This window comes from Bradyrhizobium sp. URHC0002, assembly GCF_054059515.1.
This window is the reverse complement of the sequence record NZ_JBSSCF010000001.1, coordinates 8,122,630-8,138,982: the sequence shown is the minus strand read 5'-3', so window position 1 is coordinate 8,138,982 and position 16,353 is coordinate 8,122,630. Positions and strand designations below refer to the sequence as shown.

Annotated in this window: 8 protein-coding genes and 2 pseudogenes; 5 read left to right on the top strand and 5 right to left on the bottom strand. The window is 57.9% G+C overall.

All coding sequences use genetic code 11. The annotated features are described in order from the left end of the window. Positions 1 to 207 precede the first annotated feature (207 nt). Positions 208 to 410: pseudogene (locus ACVWVY_RS39205) on the bottom strand (LLM class flavin-dependent oxidoreductase); the annotation flags it as partial. 14 nt (positions 411 to 424) lie between these two features. Beyond that, positions 425 to 588 (bottom strand): annotated as a pseudogene (locus ACVWVY_RS39200) (IS5/IS1182 family transposase); the annotation flags it as partial. A 506-nt stretch (positions 589 to 1,094) separates the two neighbouring features. Between ACVWVY_RS39200 and ACVWVY_RS39195 the strand changes: the two are divergent. Beyond that, on the top strand, positions 1,095 to 2,324 hold the full coding sequence (locus tag ACVWVY_RS39195; RefSeq protein WP_456631399.1) for an ABC transporter substrate-binding protein: 1,230 nt from the start codon (positions 1,095 to 1,097) through the stop codon (positions 2,322 to 2,324). Between the two features lie 253 nt (positions 2,325 to 2,577). Here the strand turns inward: ACVWVY_RS39195 and ACVWVY_RS39190 are convergent, their stop codons facing one another. Further along, positions 2,578 to 2,829: a hypothetical protein gene (locus ACVWVY_RS39190; RefSeq protein ID WP_456631398.1), complete on the bottom strand. Its 252-nt coding sequence runs from the start codon at positions 2,827 to 2,829 to the stop codon at positions 2,578 to 2,580. Positions 2,830 to 4,108: 1,279 nt separating this feature from the next. Here ACVWVY_RS39190 and ACVWVY_RS39185 point away from each other — a divergent pair. After that, entirely contained in the window at positions 4,109 to 10,024 is a 5,916-nt protein-coding gene (locus tag ACVWVY_RS39185; RefSeq protein WP_456631397.1) for an AAA family ATPase, read from the top strand. On the opposite strand, the gene ACVWVY_RS39180 is transcribed toward ACVWVY_RS39185, so the two are convergent. After that, positions 9,990 to 10,379, bottom strand: coding sequence for a response regulator transcription factor (locus ACVWVY_RS39180; protein WP_456631396.1), 390 nt, complete (start codon positions 10,377 to 10,379; stop codon positions 9,990 to 9,992). The genes ACVWVY_RS39185 and ACVWVY_RS39180 overlap by 35 nt on opposite strands. Positions 10,380 to 11,380: 1,001 nt before the next feature. Here ACVWVY_RS39180 and ACVWVY_RS39175 point away from each other — a divergent pair. The 3 genes from ACVWVY_RS39175 to ACVWVY_RS39165 all read left to right on the top strand — a co-directional run bounded on the left by ACVWVY_RS39175 (position 11,381) and on the right by ACVWVY_RS39165 (position 14,225). Beyond that, complete coding sequence (locus ACVWVY_RS39175) at positions 11,381 to 12,016, top strand: response regulator transcription factor (RefSeq protein ID WP_456631395.1); 636 nt, start codon at positions 11,381 to 11,383, stop codon at positions 12,014 to 12,016. A 647-nt stretch (positions 12,017 to 12,663) separates the two neighbouring features. Next, complete coding sequence (locus ACVWVY_RS39170; protein WP_456631394.1) at positions 12,664 to 13,335, top strand: winged helix-turn-helix domain-containing protein; 672 nt, start codon at positions 12,664 to 12,666, stop codon at positions 13,333 to 13,335. A gap of 497 nt (positions 13,336 to 13,832) precedes the next feature. Continuing rightward, on the top strand, positions 13,833 to 14,225 hold the full coding sequence (locus ACVWVY_RS39165; RefSeq protein WP_456631393.1) for a hypothetical protein: 393 nt from the start codon (positions 13,833 to 13,835) through the stop codon (positions 14,223 to 14,225). 1,355 nt (positions 14,226 to 15,580) lie between these two features. Here ACVWVY_RS39165 and ACVWVY_RS39160 read toward each other — a convergent pair. Next, entirely contained in the window at positions 15,581 to 16,183 is a 603-nt protein-coding gene (locus ACVWVY_RS39160; protein WP_456631392.1) for a sulfite oxidase-like oxidoreductase, read from the bottom strand. Between the last annotated feature and the right edge of the window lie 170 nt (positions 16,184 to 16,353).

Genomic DNA, 16,353 nt, shown 5'->3' with positions numbered 1-16,353 from the left:
CCGTCGAGCGATATGAGCTGAGCCCCTTCTTTCATCCAGCGATGAGCAGAGTCTCAGTTGATTTTGAAGTGAGACCAAACTTTGGACCACCCAAAGCTAAGTTTTTCGACTCTAATCACGAGGGCCCGGCTAGCTGCGCCATCGCGGTTTTGCAGCACGATCGGCGGCTTGTTGCGGATCGATCCGTGGGGCGTTCCTCATTGTTTTCGAGTCGGCACCCCACCAGATCCGCTCGCGCAAGGCTTCGGAATACGGTTCCAGGCGCAGCAAGCCTGGCGGATTGGGAAACATAGGCTGAGGATTGGGTTGCGCAAAACCCTCGCCACGGAAAAGGTCGAGGAAGATCACGGCGTGGCGTCGCCCGATGTCGGCATCCGTTGGCCTTCGGCCGGCTCATAGCCGAAATAGTCGACCGTGAAGAACTCTAATTTCGGGCTGGATTTATCAGCGTCTCGGCGAAGAGTGCGGCCAGGATTTGGCGCAACAAGAGCTGAACCATCGGATCAGGCGGCGGAAGTTGTAGCCGGCGGCGGCGAGGACGGCGTTGTTGGCATCGCCGCGACGGAACCAGAGATAGTTTCGGCCAAGCACGTCGGCCCCGCGGTGGGGCTGTCCTTCAACTCGCACCGCACGATGATTAACTTTTGTTGTAGCGGGAGATGGTTGTCCGGTGCTGCGCTTTCGGCGTGGCGGATGCCAACTGTAACCACGACCAAGTTTAGCGGTCCCCCGGCCATTTTGCGAGGAGCGAAAGACAGGCTGCCTGGTTCGTCCCGCACCCGCAACGCGGCTCGTTCTTCGGTGTCGGGCACCCTGAGCAGAAGTCCCGTCGGTTGTTTGATCTCCAGCGGCGGCAGTGACTGTGTTCGGTCTATTTGTCCGCCCCCATCATCGCACTTAGCTTGGCGGGCCTTAGTCTTGAGAATTAGGGTCAGCTCCGTTGACGAAGCGCGCGAACTGACGCCGAAAGCGCACGCGAGTGGCGTTCGTGAACATCGACAACGCCTGTTGAAAGGTGTTCACTCTCGAAGAAGAGATCCGAGCGATGTCTCCAGCAACAATAGACCGTTCATTGGTTCATAGGGAGAAACGAGATGTCCTTCGTCGCGCGACGATTGGCGGCGTTTTCGACCGCCATCATAATACTTGCTGCCAGCGGAGGCAGTGCACTTTCCCAGACGAAATACGATGCCGGCGCAACCGACACGGAAATCAAGATCGGCAACATCATGCCCTACAGCGGGCCGGCGTCGGCTTACGGCATTACAGCCAGGACCGAGGCCGCCTACTTTCGCAAGATCAACGGCGAAGGCGGCATCAACGGCCGCAAAATCAACTTCATTTCCTATGACGACGGTTACAGTCCACCAAAAGCGGTCGAGCAGGCGCGCAGACTAGTTGAGAGCGACGAGGTTTTCCTCATCTTCGGCTCGCTTGGTACGGCGTCCAACACCGCCATTCAGAAATATATGAACGCGAAGAAGGTGCCGCAACTGTTCGTGCAGACTGGCGCGACCAAATGGAATGATCCGCAGAACTTCCCGTGGACTATAGGTTGGTCGCCCAACAATCAGAACGAGGCACGGATCTACGCGAGGTATATCCTGAAGGAAAAGCCGAACGCCAAGATCGCCGTCCTCTACCAGAACGACGACTACGGAAAGGATTATCTCAAAGGCCTGAAGGATGGCCTCGGCGCCAAGGCTGCGTCGATGATCGTTGCCGAAGACGCCTATGAGGTGGCCGAGCCGACCATCGACTCGCACGTCGTCAAGATGAAGTCGCTCAATGCCGACGTATTCGTCGACATCACCACGCCAAAGTTCACGGCGCAGGCCATCAGGAAGGCGGCCGAGATCGGCTGGGAGCCACTGCACGTCCTCAACAGCGTCAGCACCTCCATCGGAGCCGTCATCGAGCCCGCCGGTTTCGAAAACGCACAGGGCATCATTTCGGTGGCCCATCTAATGGACGCGCTCGATCCGCAATGGAAGGATGATCCCGGCATGAAGGCCTTCGACGACTTCCTCGCCGACGATTTCCCACAAGGCAATCGGGCCGATAGTCTGGTGATGACAGGCTTCAATATGGCCCAGACGCTGGTGCAGGTGCTCAAGCAGTGCGGCGATAACCTCACGCGCGAGAACGTGATGAAGCAGGCTGCAAACCTCAAGGACTTCAGGACCACCAACCTGCTGCCCGGCATCAAGATCAACACCAGCCCGATCGATTTTGCGCCGATCAAACAGGTGCAGCTCAGGAGGTTAAAGGGCGACAGATGGGAGCTGTTCGGGCCCATACTAAGCAGCGAAATGGGAGGCTAGAGCGCTTCATTCGATCAAGCGGCGGATTTGATCCGGCGCGACTTCTCCGAGCTTCAACGCGTGCGATGCCACGTCTGTATCGCGCAGCCAGCCCACGAGACGGCTGTATGACTCCCAGTCCCGGCGCTGAACGTCGTCAATAGCTCGGTGCGAATCTGGGCGAGTATTTTGTCGGTCTGGTTTGGCATCGGTAAGGCGTCAGTCTGCGGATCGATCGGCTGGAAGCGGTTGCCAGCCGGCGTGCGTGTCGTAATCACACCTCCGGGATCATTGCGTGCGGCATACCCCGTTGGGGGACCTCGACCGACCAGTCGCGAAGCCGCGCGACCTTGACGAAAGCCTCCAGCGCTGGCGAGTAGCGGCGCCCCTGCACAGCCAGCAGCCGCACCTTCCGCGAAACCGGGTTGGCTTCGAGCGGGATGGTCTTGAGCGCCGGGAGGCGCGGCATGTGCTCGGGCGCGAGTATCACGGTGGAGCCTGCCGCGGCCATGTGCTGCAGGTGCAAGTCGTGACCGCTGCAGTACCCGAGCTGGGGTGGTTCCTCGGGGAAATACGACCGTTGGATCTTCGGGGCGCCGTCGAATCCGGCGCGTTCAGCAAGACGGTCTCGCGGAGGTCGTCGATGCCGATCGAGGGACGGTTTGCGAGCGGGTGTGTCGGCGCGAGAACCGCGACGTAGCGCTCCGTGAACAGCAACCAGTCGTCAATGGGGCGGGTATGTCCCGCACGTCCCAGGCCATTGCGGCATTGATCTCCCCCTCAAGCAAGAGCTCGATGAGCTTTTCCGCTGAGGCCTGGCGCAGCTCGACGTGAAGTCCGGGGACGAACTTCGCGATCTCCGCCGATCGGATCGAGGACGAGCGACACCGAGATAGAGGGGCGAGGCCGATCTTCAGCGGCGCAACCTCCTTGCGTTGGAACTCTTGGGCTCCGCGACGCGCGGCCTCTGCCGAGGCCAATGTGCGCTCAAGCATCGGAAGGACTTCCTTTCCAAGGTCCGTGAGCTGCGTCAACAGGCAGCTGGCCGCCGAACTCCTGCGAGAGCTTCTGCACTCCCTTGGTCAGGGCTGGGTGATATTGCACTGCTCGGCTGCGCGGGTGAAATTGAGTGTGGACGCGACGGCAAGGAAGTAGCTACTTCATGAAGCTCCATGGGTTGTTCTCTGTCAAGTTGCTGCGGACCATACTGACGAGCGTTGCGTCGCCCATCCAGACTCGGGGGCTCGTGGTCGTTCACCAAGAGGAAGGCGATCTCGGTGACTGTCAACGGCCCGCCGGTCGTCACCTTCAATAAGGTCGGGTCGGCGGCCGCCGCGGGGCTCGGACTCGTCTCCACGCTCGTGGGCGCCGCGAGGAAGGAGATCTCGCAGGGTCTGCTCGTGCGCGTCCTCACTGACTGGGACATCGGTGAGGTCGAGCTGCACGCCGTCTTTCCGTCGCGAAAGGCTGCGAAGCCATCCGCGCGTGCACTAGACTTGCTCCCTTCAAGTGCCGTCATGATCTTTCCTTCTAGGTCGCAGCTGCGCTCCGAGTTCCCCCTCGGAACAACGGCCATGGCGCTTATGCGTGCGCCGCCGCGACGAGTGAAGTCGGCAAATCGCTCCCAATTGCTGCTAAAAAGTAGGAAGATCCGCGTCCGCCGTATCCAGCAAGACCAACGGACGGCTGGCATTTCTCGGGCGACGGAGTACGATTTCTCCAGGCTGGAGAGAGACCGCGCGTGTGGCGCACGAAGAGCTTGGTCAGCCGACTTCAAGCCGAAGCCCCACGCCGGGGTCTGACAGATGGTGCAGCAGTCGCTGAACGTCGCGTACTCGGACGGTAGCTCTCAGGTATTGTGGGAGGACGGGGAGCGCGTGTTCAGCCGTGGCTGGCGACTGGACGACACTGGCAATCGGTTCGCCGTGCTGCTTGTTGCCCCTGCCGGCGACCACCCGTCTCGGTCAACACTCGATCGCCTCGCGCACGAATACGAGCTGAAAGATGAGCTCGACAGCGCATGGGCGGCGCGGCCGCTGGCTCTCATGGGCGACGCCGGTCGGACCGTGCTGGTGCTTGATGATCGGGGCGGCGAGCCGCTCGATCGTTTGCTCGGTGGGCCCATGGAGGTTGGACACTTCTTGCGCGTAGCTATCGCTGTTACCTCGGCTCTGGGCAAGCTTCATCAGCGAGGGCTCATCCACAAAGACATCAAGCCGGCTAACATTGTGGTGGACTGCGCGGATGGACACGTGCGGCTCACCGGGTTTGGCATCTCATCGCGCCTGTCCCGCGAACGGCAGGCGCCCGAGCCGCCCGAGACCATCGCCGGTACGCTTGCCTACATGGCACCTGAACAAACCGGGCGGATGAACCGCTCGATCGATGCTCGAAGCGATCTCTACGCGGTCGGCGTCACGCTATACCAGATGCTCACGGGCGCTCTGCCCTTAACGGCGGCCAATCCCATGGAGTGGGTGCACTGCCATATTGCCAGAAAGCCGGTGCCGCCAAGCGAGCGGTTAGAGAGTGTCCCAGCGCCCGTCTCGGCGATCATCATGAAACTGCTCGCCAAGACACCCGAGGATCGTTACCAGACCGCCGGCGGGGTCGAGCGCGATTTGCGGCGCTGCGTTGCCGAATGGGAAGCTCAATGCCACATCGGCGAATTTCCGCTTGGCGAGCACGACACACCAGATAGGATATTGATTCCTGAGAAATTGTACGGGCGCGCGCGAGAGATCGACGCCCTGCTCGCCACTTTCGACCGGGTCGTGGCCAACGGCAGGACCGAATTGGTGCTCGTCTCCGGATATTCCGGTATCGGTAAGTCCTCTATCGTCAATGAGCTGCACAAGGTGCTCGTATCGTCTCGCGGCCTTTTTGCCTCGGGTAAGTTCGACCAATACAAACGTGACATTCCTTATGCCACTTTCGCGCAGGCCTTCGGGAGCCTTGTCCGCCCGCTTCTCGGCAAGGAGGAAGAAGAACTGAACATCTGGCGCGATGCCTTTCGCCAGGCGTTCGGGCCAAACGGGGGACTTATTGTCGACGTTGTCCCCGAATTGAAGCTAATCATCGGAGAACAGCCGCCTGTTCCTGTCCTTCCGCCATTGGATGCGCAACGCCGATTCCAATTAGCATTCCGGAGATTCATAGCCGTATTCGCACGGCCGGAGCATCCGCTTACGCTGTTCCTCGACGATTTGCAGTGGCTCGATGCAGCAACGCTCGATTTTCTCGAAGATCTTCTGAGCCGGCAGGACGTGCAGTACATGCTGCTGATCGGCGCCTACCGAGACAACGAAGTGGACTCCGCCCATCCCCTGACGCGCAGGCTCGAAGCGATCCGCAAAGCTGGCGCGACAGTGCAGGAGATCGCCCTCGCACCCCTGGCCTGTGAAGACTTGGGACAATTGATTGCGGATTCCCTTCACTGCGAGCCGGAGCGCGCCACCTCGTTGGCGCAACTGGTTCACGAGAAAACCGCTGGCAATCCATTCTTCGCTAATCAGTTTATTTGTTCGCTTGCCGACGAGGCATTATTGATTTTTGACCACCGCAACGCGCGATGGTCTTGGGATCTGAATCGCATTCACGCAAAGGGTTACACCGATAATGTGGTGGACCTCATGGTTGGGAAGTTGACTCGGCTGCCCGTTGAAACTCAAAAGGCAGTGCAGCAGCTTGCGTGCTTAGGCAACAGCGCGGATTTCGAGCTACTTACGAAGGTTTACGGAGAGTCGACGGATGTAGTGCACCGCGATCTCCTGGAAGCGGTCCGAGTTGGGCTCGTTCTCCACTCAAAAAGCGCCTATAGGTTTCTGCATGATCGCGTCCAGGAAGCGGCTTATTCACTAATACCTGAAACGGCCCGTGCCGAAGCTCATATTCGAATTGGCCGCCTCCTCGCAGCCGGCATTCCGCCAACGCAGATCGAAGAAAAGATCTTCGATGTCGTAAACCAGCTCAATCGCGGCTCACATCTCATAACGTCAGATCAGGAGCGTGAGTGGGTCGCAGAATTGAATCTAGTTGCAGGTAGACGCGCGAAGATCTCAACGGCGTATACTTCAGCGCTTTCGTATCTCGTCGTTGGGCGGGCGTTGTTGACCGAGCAGATTTGGGACTATAATTACGAGCTCATTTTCGCCATCGAATATCTAACAGCCGAGTGCGAATTACTGACCGCGAGTAAGGTGGCGGCCGAAAATCGACTTTCGATGCTAGCGCGTCTTGCCAAAAGCGGCCCCGATAGCGCCGCCGTCACACGTTTGCGGCTCACGCTTTATACCACTTTGGACCAGAGCGATCGCGGCGTCGAGATATGCCTTGAATACCTCCAGCGTAGAGGCGTTGATTGGTCAATTCATCCGACCACTATCGAAGTACAACGCGAATACGATCGAATCTGGTCCCAGCTTGGAAGTCGACAAATCGAGGAACTCGTCGACTTGCCTTTGATGAGCAATCCGGACCTACTCGCCACTCAAGATATATTAGCCGAGTTTCCGGCAATGCATATCGAGGAGAACTTATCTTCGCTCGTTGTTTGTCGAATGGTGAACCTGAGCCTCGAATATGGCAACAGCGATGGCTCATGCTTCGCTTATGTATGGTTCGCCCAGATCGCCGGACCTCGTTTCGGCAACTATCAGGACGGTTTTCGTTTCGGCCGGCTAGGCTATGAACTGGTAGAAAAGCGCGGCTTGCAGCGCTATCAAGCTCGAACGTACATGTCCTTCGGGAACATCGTCATGCCGTGGGCAAGACATGTCTTAGAGGGACGTGATCTGGTACGTCGCGCCTTCGCCGCCGCCGACCGCACAGGGGACATTACATTTGCGAGTTATAGTTGTAATCACTTGATAACGAACTTTTTGGCGGCGGGAGACCCGCTTGCTGAGGTCGAACGGGAAGCGGACAGGGGTTTCGAGTATGCGCAGAAGGTTCGGTTCGGTTTCGTCATTGACAATCTCACCATGCAGCTCGGATTTGTTCGGACCCTTCGCGGACTGACTCCGACGTTTGGCTCCTTCAACTACGAGGGATTCGATGAGCTTCGATTCGAGCGCCACCTAGCGGGTAATCCGGTCTTGAAGCTGCTCGAGTTTCGATATTGGGTCCGCAAGTTACAAGCCCGGTTCTTCGCTGCGGATTATGCTTCCGCCATGGATGCGTCATTGAGAGCGCAACAGCTACTTTGGACGTCACCATCACATTTTGAAACGGCGGAGTATTGCTTCTATAGTGCGCTCGGCCACGCGGCAGCATGGAATTCCGCATCTTCGGACGAAAAACAGCAACATTTCGAGGCTCTTGTCGCCTGTAGCAGGCAGCTCGAACTTTGGGCGAGGCATTGCCCGGAGAATTTCGAAAACCGGGCTGCGCTGGTGAGCGCTGAGATTACACGTATCGAAGGCCGCGAGCGCGATGCCGCGCACCTTTACGAATGTGCGATCCGCTCTGCCCACGCAAATAACTTCGTTCACAACGAGGCGCTCGCCAATGAGCTCGCCGCCCGTTTCTACGCGGCGCTTGGATTCGACAAGATCGCACTCACGTATTTGCGTGATGCCCGGTACTATTATTTGCGTTGGGGAGCCGATGGCAAGGTGCGGCAACTTGAAGGACTGTATCCGCAGCTCAGACATGAAAAGCCATTGCACGATCCGACGACGACGATTGTGACATCCGTCGAACACCTGGATCTTGCTACGGTAATAAAACTCTCGCAAGCCATATCGGGCGAGATCCTCCCTGAGCGACTGATCGACACGCTCATGCGCACGGCGCTTGAACAGGCTGGCGCCGAACGAGGCTTGTTGATTGTTTCACGCGGGGCTGAGCAGCGGATCGCCGCCGAAGCCACGACCGATGGCGATTTGGTAACTGTGCATCTGCGCGACGAGGACGTGGCTGCGACACTGTTGCCGGAATCGGTGCTCCACTATGTCCTGCGCACTCGGGAAAGCGTTATTCTCGACGATGCGTCATCTCACAATCCATTTTCTGCCGATCCCTACATCACTGAGAGTTATCTCCGTTCTATTCTCTGTTTGCCGTTAATCAACCAGGGAAAGCTTACAGGCATTCTCTACCTAGAGAACAACCTGACACCCAGAGTCTTTACGCCCGATCGCGTCGCTTTGTTGAAGGTGCTTGCGTCGCAGGCGGCGATCTCGCTCGAAAATTCGCGGCTTTATCGCGACGTCGCCGATCGCGAAGGGAAGATTCGGCGATTGGTCGACGCCAACATCATCGGGATCTTCATCGTCGACCGCGAAGGTCGGATTCTTGAAGCCAATGACGCGTTCCTACGTATCGTAGGATATAACCGTGAAGACTTGGTTTCGGGCCACGTGCGCTGGACCGAGCTGTCCCCGCCCGAATGGCGCGAGCGTGACGTACTCATCCAGGCTGAACTAAGCTCGACCGGCGTCGTTCAGCCCTTCGAGAAGGAGTATTTTCGGAAAGACGGCAGCCGCGTCCCTGTGCTTATTGGCGCCGCGATGTTCAAGGAAGGAGGTGACAAGCGCCTCGCATTCGTGCTCGATTTGACCGAACGCAAACGTGCCGAGGAGGCGCTCCGTGAAAGCGAGCGAAGTTTGCGCTCGGCGATTGATGGGATACCGGGGCTCGTTGCGATCTTGACCCCGAAAGGTGACCTCGAAGCCGTAAATCGTCAGATCTTTGAATACTGCGGCCAGTCGCTGGAAGAGCTGAAGAACTGGGGCACAAACGGAACGATACATCCCGATGACCTTCCCCATCTCGCTGAAGTCTTCGCAAAATCGATCGCCGCCGGCGTTCCCTTTGGCACCGAAGCACGCGTGAGGCGCTTCGACGGCGAATTTCGTTGGTTTGAGATCCGCGGCATTCCCGTCCGGGATGCCTCCGATCGCATTGTTCGCTGGTATTCTCTGCTGACTGACACCGAAGATCGCACACAAGCGTTGGCGCGGTTGCAGCAGATGCAGTCGGATTTTGCCCATACCAACCGCGTGAGCATGATGGGAGAGTTAGCAGCCTCGCTGTCGCACGAAATCGCGCAACCGATCGCCAGCGCCCGCAACAACGCCAGGGCGGCCGAAAATTTTCTGAAGATGCAGCCGCCCGAGCTGGGCGAGGTCGGGGAAGCACTTTCCTGTGTCGTCGGAGATGCTGATCGGGCCGGAGAAATCATCGATCGCATCCGAGAGCAAATCAAGAAAGCGCCGCCACGCAAAGAGTGTTTTGATCTCAACGTGGCAATCAAGGAAGTGATCGTATTGGCTCGAAGCGTGACCCTCAGGAATGGCATTTCAGTCCAGACCCGGCTTGCAGAGGGGTTAGTTTCGGTTCTGGGGGATCGCGTTCAGCTGCAACAGGTCTTGCTGAATCTGACTCTGAATGCGGCTGAAGCAATGGGTTCGATGGAGGAGGGGGCGAGAGAGCTGTTGATCAGCACAGAGGAGGATCAAGCAGGCGTCGTCGTGGCCGTGCACGATTCCGGTCCGGGTATTGAACCGGACCGTCTCGAGCGGGTCTTTGAGGCCTTCTACACCACGAAGCCCAGCGGAACGGGCATGGGGCTGTCGATCTGCCGGTCTATCATCCACGCTCATGGAGGGAAGCTATGGGCGGAGGCGAACGAACCTCGCGGCGCCGTATTCCAGTTCACCTTGCCGGGAGCGGAACGGGAGCTCACGACCCCTCCTCAGGCGAGCCTGCCGACCTGAGAGCCGCGCAAACACATTGCGTCAGATGGTCCTCATCCACCGGCTTACGTAGGTAACACACGACTCCATCGTTCAGGGCGCGAGCCCGATCTGCATCATTTGGAAAGGCCGTCATGAGGATTGTCGGTATCGCGTTGCCCGTGTCGATAAGGTGCCGGTAGAGTTCGAGCCCGGTCATAGCAGGCATATGGATGTCGGCGATCAGGCAGGCTGTTTCGCTAAGCCGCGGGGAGGCGAGAAAATCGGCTGCAGACGAGAAAATGTCGACGGTATAGCCCAGCGATCTCATGAGCCTGCACATGGACTCACGAAGGAACCGATCATCTTCAACGACCGAAAGCAGTACCTTTTTCATCATGCCGCCTATGGCCATTCACTGGACCCGTCATGTGGCAGCCAATTATCCAATCATGGTGACTTGAGAATGCCACCAGTGTGCCTCCCGTGCCCCGTAAACTTTGGTTTATCTGAACGATGATCGCGAAACCAATCCGCATGGGTTGTGATCGAGGCTTCCGCCCGACGAATGCGGTCGCGGGATCGTAGCGGCGAACTCTAGGACTCATCCGAGCGCCCTAAGCCTTCGTATCATCGTCCCGCCCCCTTTGAATGCCCGAGCTCAACCTGCGCTCAATTGAGCCGCTGGTGACAATTCTCCTAATCTTGGTGCAGGCCAAAAGGAGAAAACAATGCCTTACCGCTTCGAAAGTCACGGGTCTGACAAGGCGATGCGATGCGCAGTCTGTGAGGGCAAATTTGGTCTCGTCCGGCATTATTTGTGGCGAACGCCGCTTTGCTCCAGCAAGTGCGTCGATCGATTCGAGGCGCGCCGCCAAAGTGACCACAATTGGATGGGCTGGTTCCAAATCGCTTTTGACCAGTCGCCCGAAAACCGCGCGAGCGCGTCATGACGCTTCATATCTCGTGACGAGGGGAATATTTGAAGACGCCGCAGACTTTGCTTCGCACTGCCAAGACCATGCGGACCACTGATTGCGGCTCAGCTTAAGGCTCTTGCCGACGACTACGAGCGGCGAGCCGACAAGGCTTCGCGCCGATACAGCCAAGGCTTTGGCTCGCCCCGCGCGCTGAATACTCGTGGCATGCATGAGCTGACGGGCAGCTTCCCTCAGCAGCTATCGGGCCGACCAAAGATCGAACTTCGGCCGAAAGTCGACCCGGTCGTCGGAGGGGAGGGAGCCGTGTCATCGCGCGTGAGGTTTGGTATACCCGGCTCGTATCTTTCAGAAAAAAGGGCTGTTCAGGTTCCACGATTGGGATTAGAAATGCGCGGTCTGCCGGACCTGCAAACCAAGCTGCAGGCTGATTTTCGTTGATCTCTTCCGAGTGGCAGCAATGTCTGACGCAACCTCCACCGTGTTCGTTATCGACGACGATCCGGATCTCCGCGCGTCGGTCGGGCGCCTACTGCGATCGCTTCGCATTAACGTTCAGCTATTTGCCTCCATTTCCGACTTCCTCAAATCCGATGCACCGGATTGCCCCACCTGCCTGGTGCTCGATATTAGATTGCCCGGACAAAGCGGCCTCGATTTCCAACGCGAGCTAGCTGCGGCAAACTGGGAGATCCCGATCATCTTTGTCACGGGCCATGGCGACATACCGATGTCTGTGCAAGCAATGAAGCGGGGTGCCATCGAGTTTCTGACCAAGCCGTTCCGCGACCAGGATCTTCTCGATGCCATTCAGCTTGGTTTGGCCCGCGATCGTGCGCGGCGGGAGAATGACAGGGACTTGGTCTCTCTTAGGCAGCGTTTCGCCTCCCTAAGCCCCCGGGAGCGCGAGATTGTAATTCAGGTGGCGCGCGGCCGCCTCAGCAAACAAATTGCCCACGATATAGGCATCGCCGAAGCCACGGTGAAGGTGCATCGCAGCAGGGCGATGCAGAAGATGCAGGCTGGTTCGCTTCCAGAACTCGGCCGGATGGCTGACAAGCTCAAGCTGATGCCCGACACCCCGCAACGCTCTTAAGGTGCGCGTTTTTACGCGATGTGCTATTCGCGCGGCCGGATGAGTTAAGCAGTCGCGCAATCTCCAAAGCAAACCAAGAGAAAAGGCCGGCGGGCGCTACGCCGCCCGCCTTTTCTTGCAACTGCCGGCTCGCGGGGTCCGGTTCCGCTGCGATTCTCTGCACTGAGTGTCGGAGCAAAACGAAGAACGGGCTTCTGGGCACTTGGCGGTCAGCATCGATTGAATCGTTACCACAGAAGGACCGCCGACTCTATCGTACGTCGGCATGGCGCGAATGTACGGAGAGAGGTTCGCATTACCGAATCCGGATGCCAATTATACGCCGATTTATTGATCACGAAGTGCCGCGCAGATGCGCAGTAGCCTCATGTTTTTCCCCTGGGTTACTATTGTGATTTGCACCAAGCGCTGCCATCGCAAAATGATCCAATCTGCGGCATCCCCTGACTTGATCCCGCCATAGCACTCACAGTCTGCCGCCCGACTGAAGCCGTCTCGCCGGCTTGTAAATCTAGGTCTAGGCAACGCAACCAAATCTGTCATTGCGCGCCACCCGCGTGGAATAGCTCGCAGCACTCCAAATCGTCAGACTACGGGTCACTAGCATCTTTGCGGGGATTAGCCCTGCCAAAGCAAGCGAGGTCACTATGCGATCGACTGCAGCTTTCGGACGCTTGGAGAAGTTTCATCTCGAACCGGAGCTTGACGTCGGACGCGCCGTTCAGCGCCCGGATGCGGCCAGGCCACTCTTCAAGAAACGAACCGAACCAGCCAGCGCAACGCCAACAGAAGTTTCGTTCGGACCGTTTCGCCTGCTTCGAACGCAGTTCCTTTGCTGGAAGGCGACAAGCCCACCTCTCGGAAGTCGCGCTCTGGAAATCCTGATTGCTTTGCTTGAACGCCACAGAGAGTTGGTCAGCAATCAGAATTTGATGGCCCGCGTTTGGCCCAATGTTTTCGTTGAGCCCACCAACCTCACGGTTCATATGTCAGCGCTGCGTCGCGCGTTGCGTGACGGTCAGGATGGGAATCGCTTCATCGTCGACATCCCCGGACGCGGCTACTGTTTCGTCGCCTCATGTGCTCTAAACCGAACTACGAGTCTGGTGGGACGAGAACGTCAAAATTTTTCAAGTTGGTCTACCAAACGGATTTCGAGTCCCAGGATCTCGAGGTGGTCGAATTCGGAGTCCCATCCGCATGGCCATTTTTTGCGCAAATCGGAATCCGGTCCGATCCGCACGTCGCAGAAGGGCCATATGCGGAAGCGGCATAGGTCGCGAAACGGCATTTGTGCAAACCGTGAACGGCTCCACTAATCCATGTATGCGCGAAAATCCGTTGCGGTGGAGGTCCGCCACTCATTCGTGGCACACGGCGGGATAGCTCCGCGCTGCCCCGCCTTTGTAGGCTGCGCTGAACCGTGATAATCGCCTTCACTGAAACACGATCCGCCAGCCCGCGTAGCGTTAGGACATTCCCGAACCACACTCGGCTCTGACGGCGTCAAGGCATTGCCTTTGTTTTTTGGAGTGAGGACGATCATGTTGATGCCAATCTCGCTGAATGGCTGCGCCCAAGCAGTTTCTCATCGCGAGTCGGCAATAACACGCGCTCATAAGCAAGCTTGTAGGCGTATGTGGCCGTTAGCCCGTTGCTCATCGCAAGTTCGGTTCCTTTGATCGGATCGCCTAGATAAGCATACAGGATTTGCTCGCCGTTAGTGCTCCTGTTGCGGCTATTCCACGTTCCAGTTGTCGCTTGGCGCCTCCTTATTCGAAGCAATACACGGCATCGGACGAGTTGGAGCTAGTGGGTGGAACTGCTGATCGCCCTGCGCTGTGGATCAGCCCATGCTCCCCGGCATGAAGCATCTGACGCCAACGAAAACACCGTTCAAATAGTAAGGCCAGTGACGATCATTAGTTTCCCAATCGGCGTCATCAATGCGCTTCGCATCGCTGCCATCGCAGCAGGGCCCTTTGCCGCTGTGCAAACTCTCATACCAACTGTTCAACTCAGGGTGCTGATAATCGTGGGCGCGGGCGTGACCGATTGTAGAAATCGGCAGCATGACAGTGAATACAACAAGCGTTGCATGCCAGATGTGATTGTTCATCTCACACCCAATCCCGGAATCTCTCTGTGCAGCCAGGAAATTCATTCATCCGCTTCAACATGCGTAGCCTTCTCAGCTCGCCGCTGGTAATGGTCGGCAAGGGCCTTAAGCTGACCCGCAATCGCTGAGTCGGTCATGCTTTTGGCGGCGCGGAGCAAAGTCTGTGCTATCTCTAGATATTCCTTGCCTCGTTGTGAGATCTGGACCGTCATAAAGCCCTTGCGCGGTTCTCGGGCAGCTGGTCGAAGGCGATTCCGAGCCAGTTCAACCAATTGCGGTCACTTTCCCTGCGAGTTCTGAAGCGATCGACGCACTTCTTGGAACAAAGCGGGGTTCGCCAGGAGTAGTGCCGGACGAGACCAAATTTGCCATCACAAACTGCGCATCGCGCGGCACTGCCAGATCTAAGATTATCGGAGCAATGGGGCATCGTAGTCTCCTCTATCGTCGCTGTTCGTCGATCATCCTTTTCAACCGTCGCCCTGCGTGGGCCTGTGCGCCTTTCCTACGCGCGCAGCCTAGGACGCTCGCGGTTAGCCGCTCAATTGAACGTGGGTAATGCGCCGGCTAACCAAACGGCCAGTGAATGATACGAAGGTTTAGGGAACGCGCCCCTAAAGCCGACCACTTGCGCGGTGGCTTAAAAATGCGACCTGCGCTCGACGACTGCTCGTAGGCCAAACCGGACGTTCAAGCGGGGGGCGCGGACTCGTTATTGGCTGAAGCCCGACTCGTTCTTGCCTTTAGAGTACAGGGAGAGCGGCTGCCCGCAGCGCAGGGGCGAGCCGCCCCGATTCCTCTAGGTGCTCGACGACAAGACACCCGGCTGCGCGGACTTCCGGGGCAACAGGCAGTGCATCAGCGTCGGCAATGTCGACGCCAACGACCGTGCTGCCCTTATCTTGATGGACTACCCGAACCGCTGGTGTCTCAAGTCTACGTGCACGCGGAATTGAGAGACCTCGCCGAGTTCTACTATTCGACGCGCAAGTTGAAGGCGCATTTTTTCGGCGGGATCTTGCTTCGGCGGTGCACGCCTCTGCGCGCGCGGTACCGCTGCTCTGGACGTCGAACAGTTTCTTCTCATCGGACGACAGGCGAGGCCACACCTCCCGCAATTTGTCGATCGTGTTGACATTGGGAATAACGGCGTGATGCCTCGCGCCCTCCAGCCCTTGAGTGCTATCTACCCAAGCCGTTAGCGGAGTCTTCCCTGATCGACCGTCTTCGGGCCGCGGTCGCGCGTCGTTGGACAGTCGTTAAGTCGCCTCGGGTGTCCTATATTCCCGGATACTTTTATCTGAAGATTGTGTAGTACTATCTTCTGTCGACGTGAATCCTTATGTTGTCGTTCTGATGAAGTCACGCCTGCAGGTGAAACAGTCTAACGATTGGGTTCGAGCAGCCGTACTTGAGACCGACCCATACCTCCAGCGTCCCGATGTTCAGCTCGAAGAGCGTTGCTCTTTGAACGGGTCGCCGTAAATGTGATATCCGTTAAATTCCCATAAGCCCGGCGATTCGCGATCCAACAACTCGATCCCGCGCACCCACTTCACGCTCTTATACGCATAGAGGTTTGGCACCACGAGGCGCAGCGGGTAGCCATGCTCAGCCGTAAGGGGTTCGCCGTCATGCCGCAGGGCGAAAATCGTCGTCGGGCGCAGAAAATCCGAGATTGGCAGGTTTGCCGTGTAGTTGTTTTCGCCATGGACCATCACATGCCGCGCCTCTGGCCGCAACTTCACTCGCTTCATCAATTCTGTGGCGAGCAATCCTCCCCAATAGTTGTCGAACCGGCTCCAGTGCGAGACGCAGTGCCAGTCCGCAAATACATCGTTCTGCGGCAGATTGGAGAGCTCTTCCCACGAAAGCCGCAGCTGCTCTTCTACCAGGCCGAACACGCGAAAATCCCACGTCCTGGGATCAAAGAGCGGCACCGAGCCCACATGCACCACCGGCGACTTGAGCGTCAGCGACTGTCCTGGGGGCAGCCGCCCGGCGGCACGCATCTCACGTTCCCGTTCGCGTCGCTCGTTCGATTGCACAAACAGCTCCTCCGCAAAGGTATGCGCGGCTTAGTTGGCGCACGTAGTAATTTTCGGGGCCTGAAACGCGGTCAGCCGGGTTGCGGCGGGGACATAACCAAACATTGGGTTTCTGGTACCCCACACTCCGGGCAGCGACCGATCAAGATGCTAGTCCAGCCCGAAGCAGC